General features: G+C 54.7%; 14 protein-coding genes. 8 read left to right on the top strand and 6 right to left on the bottom strand.

Annotation, left to right across the window (positions count from 1 at the left end; translation table 11 throughout):
- Positions 1–53 precede the first annotated feature (53 nt).
- The 8 genes from ACAW75_RS07425 to sov all read left to right on the top strand — a co-directional run bounded on the left by ACAW75_RS07425 (position 54) and on the right by sov (position 13,508).
- Complete coding sequence (locus ACAW75_RS07425) at positions 54–371, top strand: PAAR domain-containing protein (RefSeq protein WP_370728053.1); 318 nt, start codon at positions 54–56, stop codon at positions 369–371.
- A gap of 17 nt (positions 372–388) precedes the next feature.
- Positions 389–3,091 carry a GH-E family nuclease gene (locus tag ACAW75_RS07420; RefSeq protein WP_370728052.1) on the top strand — a complete coding sequence of 901 codons (2,703 nt, stop codon included), beginning with the start codon at positions 389–391 and terminating at the stop codon, positions 3,089–3,091.
- On the top strand, positions 3,078–3,551 hold the full coding sequence (locus tag ACAW75_RS07415; RefSeq protein WP_370728051.1) for an ankyrin repeat domain-containing protein: 474 nt from the start codon (positions 3,078–3,080) through the stop codon (positions 3,549–3,551). Before ACAW75_RS07420 ends, ACAW75_RS07415 begins: the two co-directional genes overlap by 14 nt.
- An 82-nt stretch (positions 3,552–3,633) precedes the next feature.
- Positions 3,634–4,308: an RHS repeat-associated core domain-containing protein gene (locus ACAW75_RS07410; RefSeq protein WP_370728050.1), complete on the top strand. Its 675-nt coding sequence runs from the start codon at positions 3,634–3,636 to the stop codon at positions 4,306–4,308.
- On the top strand, positions 4,305–4,757 hold the full coding sequence (locus ACAW75_RS07405; RefSeq protein ID WP_370728096.1) for a TNT domain-containing protein: 453 nt from the start codon (positions 4,305–4,307) through the stop codon (positions 4,755–4,757). Before ACAW75_RS07410 ends, ACAW75_RS07405 begins: the two co-directional genes overlap by 4 nt.
- A 27-nt stretch (positions 4,758–4,784) precedes the next feature.
- Positions 4,785–5,156, top strand: a complete 372-nt coding sequence (locus ACAW75_RS07400; RefSeq protein WP_370728049.1) for a hypothetical protein — start codon at positions 4,785–4,787, stop codon at positions 5,154–5,156.
- 212 nt (positions 5,157–5,368) lie between these two features.
- Complete coding sequence (locus ACAW75_RS07395) at positions 5,369–5,839, top strand: DUF4123 domain-containing protein (protein WP_370728048.1); 471 nt, start codon at positions 5,369–5,371, stop codon at positions 5,837–5,839.
- Positions 5,840–6,023: 184 nt separating this feature from the next.
- Positions 6,024–13,508: a T9SS outer membrane translocon Sov/SprA gene (gene sov, locus ACAW75_RS07390; RefSeq protein WP_370728047.1), complete on the top strand. Its 7,485-nt coding sequence runs from the start codon at positions 6,024–6,026 to the stop codon at positions 13,506–13,508.
- A 139-nt stretch (positions 13,509–13,647) separates the two neighbouring features.
- On the opposite strand, the gene ACAW75_RS07385 is transcribed toward sov, so the two are convergent.
- From ACAW75_RS07385 to ACAW75_RS07360, 6 genes are all read right to left on the bottom strand, one after another.
- Complete coding sequence (locus ACAW75_RS07385; protein WP_370728046.1) at positions 13,648–14,127, bottom strand: hypothetical protein; 480 nt, start codon at positions 14,125–14,127, stop codon at positions 13,648–13,650.
- A 172-nt stretch (positions 14,128–14,299) separates the two neighbouring features.
- Positions 14,300–16,063 (bottom strand): ABC transporter ATP-binding protein, encoded by a 1,764-nt coding sequence (locus ACAW75_RS07380; protein ID WP_370728045.1) that lies wholly within the window; start codon positions 16,061–16,063, stop codon positions 14,300–14,302.
- A gap of 135 nt (positions 16,064–16,198) precedes the next feature.
- Positions 16,199–18,517 carry a PAS domain-containing sensor histidine kinase gene (locus ACAW75_RS07375; RefSeq protein ID WP_370728044.1) on the bottom strand — a complete coding sequence of 773 codons (2,319 nt, stop codon included), beginning with the start codon at positions 18,515–18,517 and terminating at the stop codon, positions 16,199–16,201.
- Positions 18,518–18,639: 122 nt separating this feature from the next.
- On the bottom strand, positions 18,640–19,599 hold the full coding sequence (locus ACAW75_RS07370) for a phosphatase domain-containing protein (protein ID WP_370728043.1): 960 nt from the start codon (positions 19,597–19,599) through the stop codon (positions 18,640–18,642).
- Positions 19,600–19,634: 35 nt separating this feature from the next.
- Complete coding sequence (locus tag ACAW75_RS07365) at positions 19,635–20,687, bottom strand: T4 RnlA family RNA ligase (RefSeq protein WP_370728042.1); 1,053 nt, start codon at positions 20,685–20,687, stop codon at positions 19,635–19,637.
- A gap of 523 nt (positions 20,688–21,210) precedes the next feature.
- Complete coding sequence (locus tag ACAW75_RS07360) at positions 21,211–22,737, bottom strand: TROVE domain-containing protein (RefSeq protein ID WP_370728041.1); 1,527 nt, start codon at positions 22,735–22,737, stop codon at positions 21,211–21,213.
- Between the last annotated feature and the right edge of the window lie 123 nt (positions 22,738–22,860).

Here is a 22,860-nt window from a genome sequence, read left to right as displayed (position 1 = left end):
TTATTCGCGTAAAACCATATATTTAAGCTTTCTCTATAGATCAACCCGACAGTATGGGAAAGCCCGCCGCCCGACTTGGTGATATGCATACTTGCCCCCTTGCATCACCCAATCCGCACGTTGGGGGGCCGGTGATGGTAGGCTCATTCAATGTGCTCATCGGTGGTCGGCCCGCCGCGACAGTTGGTGATATGTGCACCTGCCTTGGTCCGCCCGATGTAATCGTGCAGGGGTCATCAAGCGTACACATTAATGGCAAACCTGCTGCCCGCATGGGCGATATGACGGTTCATGGTGGCCGTATCATCCTGGGTGAGTTTACGGTGCTGATCGGTGATGCCGGTGGTTCGCCGTTTATGGACCAATGCTAAGCTGAGGCTAGACTACCATGTTTGTCATTCGCCAAAGCCAGCTCGACGCCTTCCGGCTACCTCATCGCGAAAAGATCCGTCAACAGGCAATGGCTGGTTTGCGGAGCGATGGCTTCGACGTGGAGCAGTTGCCCGACGGCCACTCGTTTGTAGCCACGGATGAGCGCGGGGCTCAAACCAGGCTGATATATACCGACCGTATACTGCCTGAAACAGTCAGGCAGCCGCTAGGTGATGAGTATCACCTCAGCTATACCAAAAATGGTCAGTTAAGCGGCATCGATTATCCGGGTGGTGAACAACTCCAGCTATCCCGCACACCGGAGGGATTAATTACGCGGTTACAAACGGCACCCGAACAGGCTTTTTCGCTCAATTACAAAGAGAGTATCCTGAAACGGGTAACATACCCGGGCGGCGCGTTTCGGCAATTTGAGCACAATGCCAGCGGATTGCTCACGCACCTGACCGATCGTACCGGCCATACCCGACAGTACATCCGTGATGAATTGACTGGTCAACTTATCGGCTTGGTTGATCCGTTGAACCGGACCACCCACTTTACGTTCGACGAGGGCTATCTGACAGGAGTTATCTATGCTGATGGGTCAAGGCAAACGGTGGCATATGATGAGGAAGATGAGACGCTCTACGTCAGCCTACGCGATGGGAAAGGGTTCATTCAGCACTATAATGGCGAGTCACTTCGCGAGCTGATCTGGCAGGATGGCCCCTGGGTACGTTTCACGCAGGATGCTGACGGCCGACCGCTGTCGATTCGTACCCCCGATAGCCAGCTTACATTTGGGTATGCTGGTCATGGGCTGGCTGCTGAACAGGGCATTCTGGGGACCTCTCAACTGGTTTATCAGGATAATGGGCAACTGACGCAGGTACGTCTGGCCACCGGATTGGTCGTGGGTTACGGCTATGACCTCAACGGACGGCTGAGCTACATCGACGCTGGCGACCAGCGAATCCAGTATGAGTACGGCCCTAACGGACTGCTGCTCAACACCAACTACCCAAACGGTCTCGGTCAGCAGGAAATACAGCAGCACCTGGGCGGCTTGCAACAAACCCGCCTTACTGACAAGCTTGGAAAAGTCCTGGCCGAGCAACGCTATACCTACGATGCCGAGCAGCGGCTGACTGGTATAGAGGAGGCGGTATCAGGCCAGCTATGTACCCTGACGTATGATGCTGAAAGCCGCTTACTGAGCGTTGCTGACCGGCAGACAGGCCAGGTACGTGAACAGTTCAGCTACGACGCGGCAGGTACGTTGCAGCAGTTGAACGGCTGGCCGGTACGAAGCGGACCGATGGGCGAGATCCGGGCGGTGGGGCCGGATGTCTGGCAGTATGACGCCTTAGGCAATGCCACGTCGTTACGGGGGCCGAAGGGGCCGATGCAGCTTGAGTTTGCCCGCAACAGTACGCTGAGTAGCCTGACCATCAACAGCCAACGCTGGCAGTATACCTACGACGGACTGGGACGGCGAATCAGTAAAACAGATGGGCAGGTACGTTGGCAGTACGCCTGGCTGGAAGGGCGGCTCCTGGCCGAGACGTATCAACCCACGCCGCAGGCCAATCCTGTGGTACGCCAATATGTCTACCACCCGGATACCTATACGCCGGTGGCTTTTCTGGAAGGAGAGCAGCTATACACCCTGCATACCGATAGCCGGGGAGCCGTTACCCACGCGTTCGACAGCCGGGGTGTGTTGGTATGGCAGGGCGAGTACAGCGCCTTTGGCAACTGCCGGGAAGTAGTAGCTTACGTACGACAACCCTTACGACTAGCCGGCCAATACGCCGACGATGAGTCGGGGCTGTACTACAATGTGGGCCGTTACTACGCTCCCTTTGTGGGGCAATATATAAGCCTGGATCCGCAGTGGCTGGAGCAGCTCGATACCTATACCTACGCCTACGCCCGGCAGGACCCCTACGGACGCCACGATCCGCTGGGTGATTTTGGCCCTTTGCTTATCATTGGCGGTGCAGCGCTGGTGGGAGGGTTGATCAACGCCGGGGTAACCGCCTATCAGGGAGGTAGCTGGCGGCAGGTGGGGGCTAGTTTTGTGCACGGTGCTTTATCGGGGGCGGGGGCGGCGGTGGGCGCTATGGTGGGTGGCATTCCGGGCCTGATGGCGGGTGCAGCAGCCGGTGGTTTCCTGGGTACGTTGGCTGAGCAGGCCATCAACGGCGAGCCACTGAGTATCGTTTGTGCCTTGCAGGCGGCGGCCATCGAAGGCCTGCTGGCGGGTACTTTCGGTCTGGCTGGTAAGCTACTGGGACCCGTACTGGGTCGGTTGGGCCGGGCAGTGGCTCAAAGCCGAATTGGGCAGGCTATCGGCCGTATATTTCGTAAATCAAGCCCTAACACCCCGATCAGTGGTATTAAACCTTACGCAAAGTCAAGGCCAACATACGGAAAAAATCAAGTTGATGACACTTTTGAAAATGCCCGCCAGCCTGATGGAAAAGTTTATGACCCAAACACTGGCGAGGAAATTAGTTGGGATAAGAGCCGATCTAGAAATGGACAATGGGACATGGGACATAAACCAGGTAGAGAGTACCGAAAATTGCACAAAGACTATATTGACGGAAAAATCACTAAAGATGAGTTTTTGAATATCTATCGAGATCCACGTAATTACCAGCCAGAATTACCAAAAAATAACAGAAGCCACAAATATGAGCAAGATTGAAGACATCTTTCAAGCTGTCAGGCTAAATGCTTGGAAAGAATTTGTTGATTTAATTAAAGAGGTGGATATCAACATAAAAAATGAATTTGGACAAAATCTATTACATGAAGCGATCTCCTTTCAAGCTAGCCAAATTGCTAATCAGTTGATTAGCTTATCTATTGACGTAAATAATCAAGATGAACAAGGACAGACTCCACTGCATTATGCAGCAGCTCACAATAATTCAGAGCTTACCGACGCCTTGCTAAAAGCAGGTGCAAATGTGAACTTGCGTGATAAACACGGCAATACTGTGCTTTGGACAGCTGTATTTAATGCACGGGGAAAGTATGATATAGTCCGCTTATTAATCCTACATGGTGCTAATAAAAGCACAAAGAATAAAGCAAATAGATCCCCCTATGATTTTGCTGTTCAGATTGGTGATCAGACATTGCTAAGTCTTTTGTCTGAATAAAATATGTAGCGATAGCTCACAATGTTAAGATTGTCAATCAGACAACCGGGGAGCCGTTACCCACGCGTTCGACAGCCGGGGTGTGTTGGTATGGCAGGGCGAATACAGCGCCTTTGGCAACTGCCGGGAAGTAGTGGCCTCTATACGACAACCCTTACGACTAGCCGGCCAATACGCCGACGATGAGTCGGGGCTGTACTACAATGTGGGCCGTTACTACGCTCCCTTTGTGGGGCAATATATAAGCCTGAATCCGCAGTGGCTGGAGCAGCTCGATACCTATACCTACGCCTACGCCCGACAGGATCCCTACGGACGCCACGATCCGCTGGGTGATTTTGGCCCTTTGCTTATTATTGGCGGTGCAGCGCTGGTGGGCGCTATGGTGGGTGGCATTCCGGGCCTGATGGCGGGTGCAGCAGCCGGTGGTTTCCTGGGTACGTTGGCTGAGCAGGCCATCAACGGCGATCCGCTTAGTCTGGTTTGTGCCTTGCAGGCGGCGGCCATCGAAGGCCTGCTGGCGGGTACTTTCGGCCTGGCTGGTAAGCTACTGGGACCCGTACTGGGTCGGTTGGCGGGCAGTGCTGGACGGTGGGCTGCTGGAACGCGAATTGGGCAGACTTTAATGCGTGGCGGGGGTAAGTTGATCGCAGCGGCGAGGGCAGGCATTAGACGAATACGACTTAAGTATAGCCCAACGTACCGAAAATTTTTAGATACTGTTGGTGATTTTAAAAGTGTCAAAATCCTGAAATAGCTGATAAAGCATACTCATTATGGCGAAAGAATAAGTGGCCGGAACTAGAGGAATTATTTAATAAAGGAGTTGATGGTAAAAAAATAAATGGAGGGTGGCCACCAAACAATGGTGCTATCGAAGAAACTAGCCACGTTCTTAAAAAAGGAGATACATTCGATCGGTATGGAGGGTGGATAGATGAAGGTGGTAAATTTAGAGATAAGGGTAAGTTTGGATCTCCACAGGACGTTCCTTACTCTGATCGTGCTTTATTGCCTGGTACTGACAAAAATCCTAAGGCTGTATATGAAGTAATGACCGATGAGTTGCCAACTAGCAAAGGAGAAGTGATTCCGTGGTTTGATGAATCAGAAAAAGGAACGCAATATCGGTTCGACAAAAGTATCGAAGACATGCTTAAAGAAGGTAAGATCAGAAGGGTTTCGTTAGATATACCGCCAAAGTAGCCTAATTCAGTGAATTAATTGACAACTATGAAAAAAGTGCTTAGCCAAGCCTATCTATATGACGGGCCAGAGCAGGAATTATACGAAACTACCTTCCGGATTAATTTAGAAGGAGGTGATAGCTTACGTTTTTCACCAGACGACGTAAGTGAATATAGTCTTCTAAGCAGTAATAATCGTTTGCTTCCTGATGATGAAGTGCGCTCATTAACAGTTAGTAATAAGCTAAAAAGCAGCTCTTTTGTTGGAGAGTTACTAAATGTTGACTTACTGCCTGTTTACATTGGTGAAGTAACGTCAGCTATTTCTGGTAACAGGTATTTAGTAGTTTCCGCAAACGGAGAAAAACAGCCTATGCGTTTCTTTTTTGTCATAGAGGGAGTCTGGCTATTGGAGTAAAGTATAGAGTTCGTAGGTTAGTCGAAACAATTGACTTGATACTTTATATGTATAATGCCAAAAAGTGACCGTTCAACATTCGTGTGTGTTGAGAGTTTATGAGAATACCTATGAATTCATGCTGATGAAGACGAAACGCACAAGTACGCCTCTGGAAGTACATAACTTGACTGACAAATAGAGTCGCTGTAAATCAGCTACTCATAGAAGCGATGCAGTACGCCTTACTTGATGTGGTACAGGTTGGGTACACCCTCGACCAGGTGAAGTCATTGGCTTCGCTGTGGCTGTCGCTGTACCGGGGGCCAGCCGATGCGCAGCAGGAAGAAATGGCGCCCTGTCTGGCAGGCTATACGGCTGGCGATTCATTTGACGCCTGGTGGCGCAGCGCCCAAAGCGATTCGGTTGGTATTGGTATCGAAGCAGAGGTACCGCCCAATGAATTACGGACCCATTTACGGCGATTTTTGCTGGTTGAATTAGAAGGAGAGAACAGGAAGGTGTACTTTCGTTATTATGATCCTACGATACTGCGCACGTTTCTTCCCACCTGCGACGAGGCACAACTCAATACCTTTTTTGGACCAATCAAAGCATTCCAGGCTGCCGATGTTGATGCTGGTCAGGTGCTGCGCTTCACGAACGAGCCAGGGAAACGTCATTGGCAGCCACTAACGGAGTAGCTGGGTAGACGTTCCCGATCGCCACTAACACGGGCAATTCCTTAATTCATTAGTAATCCAGGATACGATTGGCCCGGTTTTCGCCGTTGTGTTAACGGCCAGGATTACCGGGTTGTTTATTTTTCCGATTTTGCACCAGTATATGGTGAAGCGTTACGCCTATCGACCTCATCTTTTCTGCTCAATGTTGCCTGTAGCCCGGCCTGTTTTCGTGGGCCAGCGAAGTGCCTGTTGGCTGCTGTTCGTGTGCCTGTTGCTTGGTATTGGCGGAAACGGAACGGCCAGTCTGGCGCAAACGCCTGCCCGGCGCGGGCGAACAACCCCGGCTCCGCAACGTACCCCCGAACAGATCAAGGCAGCGGCCGAAGCCGCCAAAGCCCGTTCCGATTCGGCCAAAGCGGCTGCGCAGGAACGACTCGATAGCCTGCGCGCTCTAAAAAACGCGTCGCGCCGCCCGACAGTACAATGGACCGACCGGTACGCTACCCGCTTCTCGGATCGCAATCCACGATCGCCTTTCCTGCTGCGTGATCCTAAATCACTGAACACCGATTTCAGGATGTTGCCCGACCGGACGGTCACCGTTACGGAACGGCTACAGCCCCGCCCAGGTGTAACGGCCCCATCAGTGGTGAACCCGAATGTAGTTACGACGTCCGGCACCACCGCACCGGCTAGTCAGACGGGAACACCCCGGTCGAACGGGTTGATCTACCGCCCTGGCGAAAACCTGCCTTTTTCAGACTATAACCGGTTGCAGAATGAGCGGATCGAAGACCGGCTGTTCCGGGAGAATTCGGCCCGCCGGGATGGGCAAAGTGCCGTTAGTGGTCGCGGTCTGATTCCGAAACTGGAAGTGCCGCCCGTCTTCGACCGTATTTTTGGTGGTAACAATATCGACTTCAAACCCAACGGCTTCGTTACGCTCGACCTGGGTTACCTGCATCAGTTCATTGACAACCCGGCGGTGCCGGTTCGGTTACGGCGGCAGGGCAACCTGATCTTCAATGAGCAGATCAGCATCAACTTCAATGGTCAGATTGGTGACCGGCTGGGTGTGCTGGCTAACTTCGACACAAAAGCCAGCTTCAACTTCGAGAATGCGCTGAAAGTCAATTACCGGCCGCAGGGACTCTTGCCAAACATGCCGAACGTACCTGGCCTGAATGGGGGTGTGCCCAGCCTGCCACAGGTGCCGGGCCTGCCCAACCTGCCTGCATTCGGTAGCAAGCTGAGCAACCCGCAAATGCCCTTTACGCCGCAGAATGAAAGCATTTTGCAGAATATCGAGGTGGGTAACCTGACCTGGACGCTCAACAGCCAACTGATTCCGGGCGTGCAGAACCTGTTTGGTCTGAAGCTGCAGACGCGCTTCGGTAAACTGAACGCCACTACGGTCCTGTCGCAGCAACGCTCGAAGAAGGCGGAGATCGTATTGCGGGGTGGTACGCTGAACCGGCCATTCGAGATCCGTGCCGACCAGTACGACGAGAACCGGCACTTCTTCCTGTCGCAGTTTTTCCGCAGCAACTACGAACGCTCACTCAAGAGCCTGCCCGTGATCACATCGGGCGTGACGGTGACGCGCCTGGAAGTGTACGTGACCAACCGGACCAACACCACCGATCAGCTACGCAACGTGGTAGGCTTCTCCGACCTGGCCGAACCCGCTCCGTTTAACCGGGCGAACCCCAATGTTCAAAGCACCGTACCGGCTGGCTCACCGGCCGACAACAGCGCCAACACGCTCTTTGCACGGATAAAAGCGTCGGCACCACTGCGCAATGCCGATCAGACACCCGATGTGCTCTCAGGTACGTTCAACCTGCAACGCGGCACCGATTATGACATGCTGCGGGGCGCTAAACGCCTTACCGAACGGGAATATCGGTTTGAGCCACAACTCGGGTATATCTCGCTGATCACGCCACTTCGGAATGATGAAGTGCTGGCCGTTTCCTACGAATATACCTACCAGGGACGTCGCTATCAGGTAGGTGAGCTGACCGAAGACTACCAGAGCCAGGGTGAAGACAAAGTGCTGTACCTGAAGCTATTGAAGTCGACAACGATTCGGAACAATCTTCAGAACCCGATGTGGAATCTGATGATGAAAAATATTTACTCGCTGAATACCAATGCGTTGGCCCGGCAGGGTTTCCAGTTGCGCATTGTATATAAAGACGATGTGACGGGTATCGACAATCCGAATTTGCAGGATAGCAAGCTGGCCAATATTCCGCTGGTGCAGGTGTTCAACATCGACCAGCTGAACTCGCAGCTTGACCCGCAGCCCGACGGTAATTTCGACTACATCGAAGGCACCACCATCGATAGCCGGAATGGAAAGATCATTTTTCCGGTACTCGAACCGTTCGGGTCGTTCCTGCGCAACAAGCTCAATGACCCGATCTACGAGTCGAAGTACGTATTTGAGGAACTGTACCGGACTACGCTGGCCGATGCGCAGCAGATCGCTGTGAAGAATAAGTTTTTCCTGAAAGGCAGCTTCCAGTCGGGGCAGGGGCAGGGCGTCGATCTTCCTTATGGCGTAAAAGAGCAGTCGGTGACGGTGTCGGCGGGGGGCGTGCCGCTGGTGCCGGGGCAGGACTATGTGGTAGAGGGGCAGCGGGTACGTATCCTGAACGAGAGTGTCTCGAATTCGGGTCGCGAAATTCGGATCAGCTACGAAATGCCCGACCTGTTCCAGAACCAGATTCGTACGCTCATTGGCGCCCGCCTCGACTACCGCTTATCGCCCGACATTAACCTGGGGGTAACGGCCATGAACATGCGCGAAACGCCGTCGGGGTTCCTGACGCGGGTGGCCATCGGCAACGAGCCGGTCAACAACACCATGCTCGGGTTCGATATCAACCTGCGGAAAGATTCGCCGGGCCTGACGCGTATTCTCGACCGGCTGCCGTTCATTCAGACCAAAGAGCCTTCGGCCATTCAGTTTACGGGCGAAGTGGCCGAACTGATTCCGGGAGTATCGCCACGAGCTAACGACAACGCTTTCATCGACGATTTTGAGGCCACGCGCACCATTTTTGACCTCACCCGCCAGCCTACCCGCTGGAAAATGGGCTCCACCCCACAGGAGTTTCCGCAGGGAACCACCGCCAATGCGCTGGAATATGGCTATCGACGCGCCCGCACATCGATTTACAGCGTTGACCAGACGCTATACCTGCCCGATGCGACCGGGAACGTAGGTACTAATCTCACGCAGAATGACCTGGCCAACGTGTATGAACGGTATTTCCTGCCCAACGTGCTGTTTCCCGGCCGGTCGCCCCGGCAGATTCAGCAACCGGAGAACATCCTCGACTTCGCCTATTTCCCCAGCGAACGGGGGATGTACAATTATAACCCGAACCTGAATGCCGACGGGTCGCTGCCCAACCCGCGCCAGAATTTCGGGGCGGTCACCCGGGCTATCTCCTCGGATAACGATTTCGACAATGCCAACATCGAGAACATCACGTTTTGGATGATGGACCCGTTTGTGCAGGGCGAAAACGGGAAGGTGCGCGGCAACCCCGACAACACGCAGAACTTCCCCAACTCAACGGGTGGTGTGCTGCACTTTAACCTCGGCGACGTGTCGGAAGACGTGATCAAAGACGGTCGGTATGAATTTGAGAATGGTATTCCCATCGACTCGACCAATGCCCGACTAGGCGGACGGCTGGTTGACACGCCCTGGGGGAAAGCGCCGACGCAGCAATTTGTGACCAATGCCTTTACGAACCAGGAAGGTGCCCGGCAAAAGCAGGATATTGGTCTGGATGGTCTTAACAACCCCGAAGAGCAAGCTAAATTCAAGCCGTATCTGGATGCTGTTCGGGCGCGGGTAACGAATCAGCAGGCCCTGCGGCAGATCGAAAGCGATCCATCCAACGATGATTTCCGGTATTACCTGGGGCAACAGGCCGACTCGGCCAGGTACGTGGTGGCGCGGTACAAAGCCTTTATGGGTATGGAAGGCAACTCGCCCGAAACGGCCGCCGACCTGAATAATTACACATCGCCTGCTTCATCTATTCTGCCTGATATTGAAGACTTGAACGTCGACAACACCATCAACGAACAGGAGGCGTATTACGACTACCGCGTCGACTTACGGCCCGGCCGGTTGGCGGTGGGCAATGGCTATATCATTGACAAAGTAAATGCCGAGGGGGTAGACTGGTACCTGTTCCGTATTCCGGTGCGGAACTATAACAACAAGGTGGGCAATATCAACGGCTTCAAGTCGATCCGCTTCTTTCGGATGTACCTGACTGATTTCAGCCAGCCAGTAGTGCTTCGGTTTGCGCAGTTGCAGATGGAAGCCAACCAGTATCGTCGCTACACGGGTGACCTGACGCAGCGCGGCTTGCAGGACGTACCTGAGCCCTACGATGCGCAGTTTAAAGTATCGGCAGTAAACATCGAAGAGAACAGCCAGACCTCGGCCGACAAGTATGTGTATGACGTACCACCGGGCTTCATCCGGGATGTCGACTATACGCAGCCTAATAACAACGTGCAGTTGAACGAGCAGTCGATGGCGCTGAGCGTGACCAACCTGCGCGACGGTGATTCGCGGGGGGCGTTCCGCAATACCAATTTCGACTTCGTGAACCGCGACCGGCTGAAGATGTTCCTGCATATGCACAACCCGACGAACGAAGACGGGCAGGTTGGTGCCTTCGTCCGGATCGGTACCGATTACACCGAGAACTACTACGAAATTGACATTCCAGGTCTGAAATCGACGCCTGCAGGCTCGGCAACAGCTGATATCATCTGGCCCGCCCAGAACGAGCTGGACATTGCCTTCAGCGAACTGGTCGACTTGAAAGCAGCCCGAAATAAGCTGCTGACGCGCAAAACGGGCCTCCCCTTTACCCAGCCTTCGGTGAATCAACGCTACACGCTGACCATTGTGGGGAACCCGGACCTGAGCGCCGTACAGAGCATCATGATCGGGGTGCGTAACCCCAAATCGGCAGACGAACAGGCCAAGACGTTCACGATCTGGGTCGATGAACTGCGCGCAACGGGTATCAATCAGCGGTCGGGTATGGCGGCTATCGGGGCATTGAACCTGCGCATGGCCGATGTGGCGACCATCACCGCATCGGGACGGTATTCGGGCTTTGGGTTCGGTGGGGTGCAGACCAAACCGACCGAGCGTTCGCGCGAAGAAGCCACCGAGTTCGGCCTGACGGCCGCCCTGTCATTCGATAAATTCCTGCCGGAAAAATGGGGCCTGAAAATTCCTGTTTATGTCAATTACGATTCGCGGCTGGTAACGCCACAGTTCAACCCGCTCGACCCCGACACCCCACTCGAACAGTCGATTGCCAGCCTGCCCGAAGGCAACGTACCCAGCCCGGCCGAGTACCGCCGACTGGTGCAGGACATCACGACCCGGCGCGGTATCAACTTCTCGAACGTGCGGAAAATACGGCTCGACGCCAACGGCAAGCCGCATTTCTGGGATATCGAGAACTTTGGGTTCAACTACGCCTACAACGACATCCACCGCAGCAATATCCTGACGGGTGAATACATTCAGGAGCAGTACCGGGGTGGTATCACCTACAACTTCGCCCCCCAGGCGAAACCGTTCGAGCCATTCCGCACGGTGAAAGGGCTGGAACGGAAATACCTTTACTGGCTGAAAGACTTCAATATCAATCTGGTGCCGACGGTAGTATCTATACGGGCCGATATTGACCGGAGCTACATTAAAACGCAGTTGCGCAATGCCGACCTGAGTACCAACGGAATTTCGCCGCAGTTCGAGAAATACTTCTACTTCAATCGCTACTACGACCTCACCTGGAACCTGACCAAAAGTCTGGTCGTGTCGTACCGGGCAGCGGCCAACGCCATCATCGACGAGCCGTATGGTGAGCTGGATACGCCGTACAAAAAAGATTCGGTCTGGCGCAGTTTGCAGAATCTGGGGCGGATGAAGAACTTTCAGCAGGAGATAAAAACCACCTACCGCGTACCGTTCGACAAGTTCCCGATCGTGAACTGGATGCAGGCCGACGTGGGGTACAATATCGGTTACCAGTTCACGGCCAATTCCTACGGGATCAGGGATTCGCTACTGGTTCCGTTTGGGAACACGATCCGCAACAACCGCGAGATTAGTATCACGGGCAAGGTCGATCTGGTGTTGTTGTATAACAAGATTCGGGCGTTGCGCTGGGCCAATACCCCAACCCCGGCCCGGCTGAACTTTGCCCGTAACCCCGGTAGTATCCAGCAGATCAACCCGGGAGGGAACCGGCTGCTGAAAAGCTTCGTGCGGGCGTTACTGACGGTGCGGGGCATCAACGTGTCGTATAATGTGCAGGAAAACACCATTCTGCCGGGCTTCCTGCTTACGCCTACCTTCCTGGGGCTGGCCGACTTTGGTGCGCCGGGCTTACCGTTCGTGCTGGGCAGTCAGGACGGCGACATTGCCCGACGGGCGGCGCGGGCGGGCTGGCTGTCGCCGAGTACGGTGCAGAATGCGCCCTTCACACAGGCAGTTACAAAACGGTTCCTGGCCACCACGACGCTCGAACCGTTCCGTGATTTTCGGATCAACGTGACGGCCAACTACAACCGGTCAGACAATTACCAGGAGTTTTACCGACCCGCCATTACGGGGGCGGGTTTCAGCAGCCAGGCACCTATCCGGAGCGGTAGCTACAGCATGTCGTACTTTTCGTTCGGCACCACCTTCGAACGCCTGCGGGCCGATAATACCTCACCCATCTTCGACAAGTTTGAGTCGTACCGCGACATTCTGTTGCAACGCCTGAACGCTGATAACGGTGTGGCCCGCGATAACCCAAGCGGATACAACAAGAACTCGCAGGACGTGCTGATTCCGGCGTTCTTCGCGGCCTACAGCGGCTCCAATCCGTGGTCGGTGAAGTACTCGCCGTTCTATAACCTGCCATTCCCGAACTGGGATCTGAACTACAGTGGCCTGAATAAGGTGAAGCCGTTCAACAAAGTATTTACCTCGTTCAACCTCGTGCATCGGTACACGTCGACCTACAGCGTGGGCAACTTCGTGTCGTCATTGAGCTACGAGGCACAGTACGTGAACCTGGCCGTGAACGACTACAACATTGCGCGGCAGCTGAACGAGAACGGGCAGTTCATCCCGGTGTTTGTGATGAGTACCATGAGCATGAGCGAGCAGTTCAGGCCGTTCATAGGCGTTCGTTTCCAGACAAAAAACCGGTTGAACGGCTCGCTGGAATACAACCGCACGCGGGATGCTGCCCTGAACCTGACCAACGCGCAGGTGGCCGAGGTAAGCACCGCCGACGTGACCGCTTCGCTGGGCTTCACGAAGCAGAACGTGCGCCTGCCGTTCCGGGTAAACGGCGCCGTGAAACGCCTGAAAAACGACCTGACCTTCAACTGCGCCCTGACCCTGCGCGACACCCGTACCATTCAGCGCAAACTGGAAGCCGAGCAGATCATCACGGCGGGTAACGTCAACTTCCAGGTACGTCCCCAGTTGAGCTACGTGGTCAACCGCCGCCTGAACGTGAACGTCTATTTCGACCGCACGTTTAACGACCCGCTGGTAAGCAACAGCTTCATCCGGGCTACTACTTCCGGCGGCGTGCAGGTACGTTTCAATTTGGCGGAGTAGGGGGGGAAAACTTATTCTGGCCAGATTTGCAAACAGAATGCAAATCTGGCCAGGACAAACCGAAGGAAACTGCTTATTTATTCAGCTTACGCTTGTTTACAACGCCAGCTGGAGGCCAAGCTACGTGGTCAATGGTGGCCTAGCGATGGTGCCGTTGGTTGGTTACCCAACTGATGGGCAGGCCTACGCTGATCACCAGAACAGCCATATTCAGGGCGGCACGGGCCAGATTGAACGGGCCACGGGTGACATTCGACAGCGGAAGAACCCCCAGATTCATCACTACCCAGACGAAGACGCCGTAGAGTAACCCCGCCAGCATCCAGTTGCGCCGTAGCCAGCTTACCCGTGCCGGTAGCAGGACGAAAAACAGGGCGAAGCTCAGGGCGATCAGGTAGTGAAACAGTACGCCCAGCGCCAGCATTGGGCTGCCTCCCGTCAGGGCAGACGGGCCAAACACACCACTGGCGATGTAGGGAAACACGCCGAGTGGGTTTCGCCCCGTGGCGTTGTAAAAGAGCCCCATGCCAGCCAGCGCATCAAGTGTGCCTGCCAACAAACCAGCTCGTAGAGTGGTACGGAGTAGTGTATGTAAACCAATGGTAGCGGCAGGTGCCATACTGTAACAGGAGACTAGAAGATGTAGCTGTCAAAGTAAGGGGTAGTCGGGTTTCTACCGATCTGCTGCAAGGCGTATAGGGCTGTTAACCTGGCGCTTGCCTGTTCTTGTGGTACGTATGGATCTACGTTCGTTTGCGTCCCGGGCAACTCCCCTGATAAACTACTACCTATTACGATACCTCGTATTCAGTGGTTCTCCGCTCGCCGATCTGTTGCCGCCACATGGCGTAGTAGAGACCTTTCTGCGCAATCAGTTCAGCATGGCTGCCGGTTTCAACGATCTTGCCGCGTTCCAGCACGAAGATGGTGTTGGCGTGCAGGATGGTGCTCAGCCGGTGGGCGATCAGGATCGTGATCTGCTCGTTCAGGGCCGACACGCTGCGGACGGTGCCGGTGATCTCTTCTTCGGTGAGCGAATCCAGGGCCGAGGTGGCTTCGTCGAAGATCAGCAGGCGCGGCTGGCGGACGAGGGCGCGGGCAATGGATAGCCGCTGCTTTTCACCGCCCGACATTTTCAGGCCCCCTTCACCGATCTGTGTGTCGAGCCCGGCCTCCGATCGGGCCAGCAGGTGCGTACAGGCGGCTTTGTCGAGCGCGTCGTAGAGTTCGGCATCGGTAGCGTTGTGTTTTACGAAAAGCAGATTCTCGCGGATGGTGCCCGAAAAAAGGTGGGTGTCCTGCGTCACGAAACCGATCTGTCGGCGCATCGGGTTGAAACGGAGGTCCTGTGTGGAGATGTCGTTGTAATAAATTTCGCCGCCAACGGGCCGGTAAAGGCCTACCAGCAGTTTTACCATCGTTGATTTACCCGATCCCGAAGGGCCAACGAAGGCGATGGTGTCGCCCAGCGAGGCTTCGAACGAAACGCCGTCGATAGCATTTTGATTGGCTCCCTTGTGCCGAAAAACCACGTCTTTGAAGCGTAAGTGCTCGATGGGTCCCACCTCAACCGGCGACTCCGGGTTACGCTCAATGGGTTTCTTCATCAGCTGGGCGAAGCTGTTCAACCCCGCTTCGGCCTCGCGGTAGGCCAGAATAATATTACCCAGTTCCTGCAATGGGTTAAAAATGGCAACCGAAATAAACTGCATCGAAATCAGTTCGCCGGTGCTGAGCACATTGCGAAAGATCAGCCAGAGCAGCGTGAACAGGACCGACTGTTTCAGGATGTTAAGCGTGGTGCTTTGCCAGAACGACAGCAGACGTACCCGGCGCACTTTGGTCATTTCAAGCTCGAAGATACGGCCGGTCTGGAGCTTAAGCCGACGAATTTCAAGGAACGTCAGACCCAGGCTTTTGATCAGTTCCACGTTGCGCAGCGACTCCGTGATAACGCCCGACAGCTTGGCCGTTTCGCGGTTGATGGCCCGTTGAGTGGTCTTGATCTCTTTGCTGAGCAACCCGGTCAGGCTGCCCAGTAACAGCACACCGATCAGGAAAACCGGAACTAGCGCCCAGTGTTTCGTGACGGCGTACCAGATCAGAAAACCCGTGCCGACGATGGACGTAAACAGCACATTGACGAATGAGTTGACGAACTTTTCGGTATCGGTACGCACCTTTTGGAGGATCGACAGGGTGGCACCGCTGCTTTGATCGCCAAACTCCTGGTACGACAGCCGAAGGGTTTGTTTCAGGCCATCGTCGAAAATATCAGTGCCAAACATCTGAACCACGAGCCGGGTGACATATTCCTGAAATGCCTTCGCGATGTTCGATAATACGGCCACGCCAACGGCCAGACCAAGCAGCCATAATACGCCTCGAATCTTTTCGGCTTCTGTTTTCTGACCAGGATGGTTGGCGTAGCCATCAATGATTCGACCAAAGATGATCGGGTCGACCAGGGCCAGAATCTGGGCCAGACCAGCCAGAAAAAGAGCCAGAAGAGCTAACCAGCGATAGGGATACAGGTATTTCCAGAGAATGGGCACAAGTGAGGCTGTTTTCTGACAAACGTAACGAGGGCTGACCATCGCGCTCAGCCCTGTAGCCTATTAACTCGATGGAAACTGTATGTGTTGTTCTGGTTTAGCAGAAAACCCGCCAGGTACGTTGCTGGCCTGCCGTTAACCCGGCAGGCGAATCAGGAAAGTGGCGCCCTGTCCGGGTTGGCTGTGCGCGGTGAGCGTGCCCCCGTGGCTGTCGACAACGCGTTTACAGATAGCCAGGCCAACGCCGGTACCAGCGTAGGTCTGCTTGCCATGTAGCCGCTGAAAGACCTGAAAAATTCGATCGGTATATTTCGGATCGAAGCCAATGCCGTTGTCGCTGACGGAAATATCGTACCAGATTCGCCCGTCGACCAGCTCTTGCTGGCAGTCGATCTGAATGTGTGGCGGTGTGAGGGCCTGGTCGGGAGGGGGCAAAAACTTCAACGAATTGCTGATCAGATTCTGGAACAACTGCCGCAACTGCGTTGGATCACCGGCAACGACGGGTAGGGGCGTGCGGTCTACGGTAGCCTGTGTTTCCTGGATACGTACCTCCAGGTCGCCGAGTACGTCGGTGAGCACCATGTCCAGATCAACGGGTTGAAAAGGCAGTCGGCTGATGCTGATGCGGGAGTAGGCCAGCAAGTCGGTGATGAGCATCGACATGCGCGTGGCGGCCGATTGCATACGAGCTATGGCATCGTGCCCGAATTCACCCAGTTGGGCGCCATACTGTTCATCCAGCAAATCGCCGAAGGCCTGAATCTTGCGCAGGGGTTCCTGCAAATCGTGGCTGGCTACGTAGGCAAACTGCTGGAGGCTGTCGTTCGACCGAAGTAATTCCTGGTTCATGGCCTCCAGCTGCTGCCGATACAGCCGGCTTTCCGTGACGTCGACGGCGGAACTGATGAAACCGTCGCCAAATTTGACCACCGACACCTGGTACCATTTATCGTTGAACTGCCGTTCGAAATGGGCCGGTTCTCCCGTTTCCGTTACCTGAAGATATTGGGCATAAGCCGGCCCGTTCTTGATGGTTGGGCTAATCACAGACAGTAGTTGGCCCGATAGGGCTTCAAGCGAAATGTTTGCTGCCTCAGCCGATGTACGGTTGGCTTTTACGACTCTGAAATCAAGAACCTGGCCCGCCGCATCCCGAACGGCCCGGAACTGGGTAAAGGTTACCGGCGAAGCTTCCAGTAAGCTATTGATCAGGGCCGATTGGTGCTGCTGTTCCAGTTCGGCCTGCTTGATGGGCGTGATATCGATCGATGATTGAATGAACCCATCATTGAGGGAGATGGCCTGCGTATCGAACCAGCGGCCGGTTTCCTGCCGGTACTCCTGAAACCGGGTAGATCCCTGCGAGTCAACAAGTTGTACCCATCGGTCAAACTGCCCATTGGTGCGGCGTTCAGGAAACAACTCCAGCATTCGTCGACCAATAACGTCTTCGGCCCGCCTGTCGGTAAACTGTTCCGACGCGCGGTTAAACGACTGATACACAAAATCGATAATCCTGCCCTGGCTACCATCTGGCAATGACTCTCTGACACTGGTGAAGTGCGAGATGGCCGTTAGGGCGTTGTCGAGCACCTGCCTGAACTCATCGTTCTGGCGTTCAATTCGCTGTTGCGCCTGCTTCAGTTCCGTGATATCCAGAAAAGAGAGGACAATGCGATTATCCTCGCGAACCCCCTGCACCTGGTACCAGATATCGAAGTTGTGCTGCGTGTAGTGATTCTGGATTTGCAGTGTTTCGCCTGTTTCGGCCAGGTGGAGGTAAGCGGCCCAGATTGGGGTTTGGTCGATGCCGGGAAACGCCTGCCGCATGGTTTTCCCGATCAGATCGGCTGAGGTCCGACCAACCATGCGCTCGGCCATGCGGTTCACCAGCTCGTACCGAAAATCAACGACAGTGTTGGAGGCTGGATCACGAACGATGGCGTATAAGGCAATGGCGGTCAGTGCGTTGTCGGTAGTGAATCGCAATTGATTGGCCTGCTCCTGATTGATCTTTTCAGACTTATAGCGGTCGGTAACATCGATATAAGAGGCTACTACCAGATCAGAAATTCGGGTAAGGGAGGTGTCGAAATGACGAGCATCTGTATCCCCGTTCATGATGTGGGTCAATACAAATCGCTCCGAGACGCCCGTGGTTAACACCCGAACCAACCCGGCATACAACGGGGAAGCGGCCAGACGGGGGGCCGCCGTTTTCAACGACTGGCCAATTATGTCCGACAACGAGAGCTTGGCATCGGTGGCCGCTACCTGATTGACCATCACCAGCCGTAAATCGGTGATGGGGCCGGTCGATCCGCCAGACCGTATGGCCCCATAGGCAGCCATGCCGTTAAGAGACGCATCCAGCATCTGCTGAACGATCGTCATTGCTGATGAAGCTGACCCGGCTGAAAAGTCAAGTGGCAACGGAGCCAATGGGTTCATAACGTGCTATAAACGGGGTACCATCAACTGGTATACCTGTAAATATAGCTATAATCGGCTAATCACGCTTCAGGTTGGCTGGTTGCCGATAACCGGGGTCAGGGGCTGACTACCGGCGCTGACTAGAAGTTGCCGTAGTCGACCTGCAGGCAGGTAAGGCCCAGGTCGCGCCGCCAGAGTGAGACAACCTGATCGCGATCGTCGAGCACCAGTTCCACGAAGTAGTGGCCGCGTATATGAGCGTCGAATAGCTCCCGCTTGACGACCGAGTCTTTCCGGTTGTCGTTGCGGCTACGCATAAAGAGCTTGTAATCAGTTTGCTCATGCCAGCCGAGGTGCTGTTTGAGCCAGGCAATCGTGGGTGTTCGGGCGGCACTGTCGCGGCCAGACAGGAAGATGATCGCGTACCCCGCCGCCCGCATGGCCCGCACCACGTTCAGCACGGGTACGTTCGGCTGGTCGCGCCCCACATTCGACCAGTCGAAGGGGGAACGATCGTGAATTTTGGCGGCTGTTCCATCAATGTCCACCAGAATACATGTAGGCAGCGTATCATCCTGTTCCAGCGCCCCACTGGTTGCCCGGGTACGTGGATAGCGCAGGTACTGCGCGGGATTGAACTGCTTCATGAACTGGTTGAAGCGGTTATGCTGCTCGCGAATAACGGCCTGCCCTACGCGATCTGTACGTAATCGGTCGCGCTCGATGGCTGTTTCCAGCGCAACATCTGCCATCTGGAATGTGACCTCGACGGGTTGTTTGGGGGTGGCCTGGGTCTCGATTACCTTCAGCAACTCGTTGATGGAGCGTTGGCGTAAGTGGGTATTATCGATCACCAGATTCCAGCCGCCCTCCAGCGCCTGGCGTACGGCCGATTCGAGCATGACCGTAACGATCTGCTCAATACGGTATTTGGCTTTTTCGTCCCATTGCCAATAGGCACCCAACGGCACCTGGATCAGGCTTCGGCGCAGGTCGTCGCGGTTGAGGCGCAGGTACGTTGGGTGTTCCTGCACAAACTGCCTGGCAAACGTTGATTTACCGCTACCGCTAATGCCGATTAGAATGAGAACGTGTTGCATGGAAAGTGGGCGTAAGTCGGTAATGGGTGGATTCTTCAGCCATCCGCTGCTTTTTTAAACGGTCGTTCGTAGGCCGGACGAAGCATTTTCCAGATGATGGGTGAATAATCGTGGCCGTCGAGCATAGAGAACAGAACGGCCGGGTATCGCTGCGTCTGGAAATACAGGGCCGTTTCTTTCCGGGATGAACGTACCTGGAATACAGCTTTGCATGCCGCTTCAATGGCTTCGTACTGCGTTGTAAAGGTAGTGACGGTCATCTTTACCCAGTCATAGAATTCATCAGGAACCCGTTCCAGCATAGCCGCAAATGACTGGCCGGTAGCCAGGTATTCCCAGATGTTCCGCGACGAGATCTGCGTCAGGATCCGGTGGAGGCGTACGTATTCGGCAAACTTCACTTTCACCCGGAACCCGGACGCGAACCGCAGCACAAAACCTTCTTCGTTGTCAATCTGCACGGCCCGGATGGCGGCCATATCGGTGTAGCCATCGAACCGACGTACCTGCGTAAATCCCAGATCGGGCAACTCGGCTGCTTCAGCCCCGGTAGCCGTGTCGATCACGGCCAGCAGCACCAGATCGTCCCGGTCGCCATAGTCAACCACGATTCGGTTTTCGGGATAAATGATCTCGAACAGGTATGTCTTTGCGCGGTCGAGCCGGGGTAAGACGTGCGCATAACGCGTCTGCAACAGGCACGTAGCCCGTTGTGCCTGATCGCTCATAAACGACCCGCGCGTGGCGATATAGGCCTCGTTTTGGCGCCAGTACAGGATTCCCAACGACCCGTCGAGCTTCTCGAACGCCACAAACGGTTCGTCGGGCAGGGTTGGTCGGACGTTCGTTGTCACGACCTCGTCGAGATTGAAGAATTTCCCGAATGGGCGGGCAATTACTTCCCCCTGGCCGTTCAGGATCAACCCCCGGCAGGCCAGCGTATGCTCATCCCAAACACGGTTAAATTGTGCCTGTGCCGTGTAGTTCAGAATGAACAGGTCAGCGTCTGGGTGCTGACGGATCATGATGTTACCGTCTGCAATGTGCTGCCGGAGAACAGGATGGAGGGTATGGATGAAGGTGTTCATGGCGGACATGTTGACAATAAACCGGTAAGATCTCGAAAGACCCCACCGGTTTGAAAAGCCAGGCAATGATCGAACCGGGTTCGGTTTTCATGGCGAAGTAACCCGGCTCTACGGCACTGGCAATGACTACAGGGCAACAGGCGAAAAGGGACGCTATTTCCCAGGCTCTCTATTGAGCTACACCGGGTGCTCCCAGCGGCAGGCCTCGATACCTGCAACCTGAGGGTTATCCGAAGGAACCCTTATCTACGGCACCTGTCAGTTAGGTGTACCTACAAGACGACGCTGTTTACACGTTCATACTTGTTGTTTTTTGTGATCCCTCCTGGCGTCGGGATCACAAAAAAACTTATCAGATTAGCAATGACTAAAAGTCAGGAGCAACAAGCGGTCTGAGAATGGGGCATGTCTATGCCGGAGTCGAACCGGGCAGCCTTGCTTCTGTTTAGAAACTACGCTACTCCTCCCCTGAGTGAGACGAAGTAACCCAAACCTACGGCATCCTGAATGTTGATCATCAACTTTACAAGCCAATTTCGTTGATCTTCGATAGCGCCTGGTCGCCACCTTCAATGGCCTGTAGCACATCGAAAATCTTGTCAGACCAGCCCGCAATCAGGTACACGTCGTTAGCCTGGGTACGTAGGGGCGCTTGCCCATAACCGGCCAGATCGAACAGGTAAAGCCTGGCGTTGGGGAACAGTTGCTTGTACGCCAGCCACTTTGCCGCCAGCGTATTTTTCGCCGATCGGTTGCCCGTTGTCGAATCCCACAACTGGGTATCGGTAAACAGCATCACTTTGTCGGCGCGGTGTTTTCGCCTGATCAGATCGTCGAGCACCAGGTAACCGTTGGTTGAATAACCCACTTCGCCTTCGCGACGGTAGAACGCATCGACGTTGGCCAGCGCGTTTTTCCCCTGTAAAGGCACCACTTTCCAGCTATCGCCGAACATGCCGCAGATGACGTTACCGCAGTTGGCCTGCAACAGCATACCGAGTAGTAACCCAATGTCGTAGAGCAGGACCCTGCTTTTGGCCGATACCGCTTTCTGCATCGACCCCGACACATCGCAGGCGATGACCACCCGCGTATCGGTGTCGAACCCCCGCAGGTTGGCCGTGCTGGCCTGCAGGGCTTTCTCCAGTGCCTGCTGAATCAGCGATACGTGCCCGGAGTTGACCGACTTTAATTCGCGGAAAGCCGCCAGGAACCGGAAAGGCAACTGCTTGGCCTTGCCGACAGCCTGTTCGTTCGATAGCCGGGCGTAAACGGTCTTCACGTGTGCTCCGTCGATGTCAGCCTCAAGCATATTGCGCAGGTTACGCAGCATGGCCATGTAACCCAGCCGACCGCTGTCGATCAGTTCGTGCCATTTGCCCTGAATGGCTTTGCGTTTTGCTTTTTCGCTCGCAAAGACCTGTTGCCCTAACGCACTTAGCTCCGTTTCCCAGGTGTAGGGCGTTTCGAGCGACTGCGTGGCGATCTGGTTAAAAACGGCCTGCTGCGCTTCGTCTTTCGCTTTAGGGTGTACCAGAAACAGGGCATCACGCAGTGTAACCGCCGTTTTTCGGTCGTACTTGGCAAACTGATAGGCATCGAAGCGGTTGAACGACTGCGCAAGCCCTTTCTGAATTTGCTTCGACAGCCGGTTCAGCTTTTTGGCGCCCGTGCGGAAGTTGGCAGCCTGGTAATAAGCCAGCAACTCCGTAATCTCGTCGGGACGCTGGACCACCCGGCTAACCGTGCGGCTCACCAGATCGTCACCGTTGTGGCGCATGGCCAGATCGCCAATCAGCACAACGGGGGCCGTGCGGAGGTGCATCTGTTCGCGGGCATACACGGCCAGTTTAGCCAGAAAAAGAGGCGATACCGTGTAGGCCAGTTCACGAATGCGTTCCAGACGCTGATCGGCGTTTTCGTAGGTCACGTCCGATAGCATCGTTGTCACCACGGCCGAGTACAGTTCCAGCTCGGGTGTCAGCGTAAACGCGTTAGCGCCGGCATGGTTTACGGTTGCCTGGTGTTGGTTGACGGTGTTGAAGCGCATGGCTGTGGGCTGGCGGGAAGGATGTCTTTTCCCCGTTCGACAGCACAAAGGTTTCGGTGAGCTGCGCAACGTATTTGCGCAGTTGAAAAAAAGTAGAGAAATTTTGAAAAAAGTTTGACGACC

It is taken from the genome of Fibrella arboris, from assembly GCF_041321095.1.
In the GTDB taxonomy this organism is placed as follows: domain Bacteria; phylum Bacteroidota; class Bacteroidia; order Cytophagales; family Spirosomataceae; genus Fibrella; species Fibrella arboris.
Note: the sequence above shows the minus strand (reverse complement) of the source record. Positions and strands in the feature narration are given on the sequence as shown.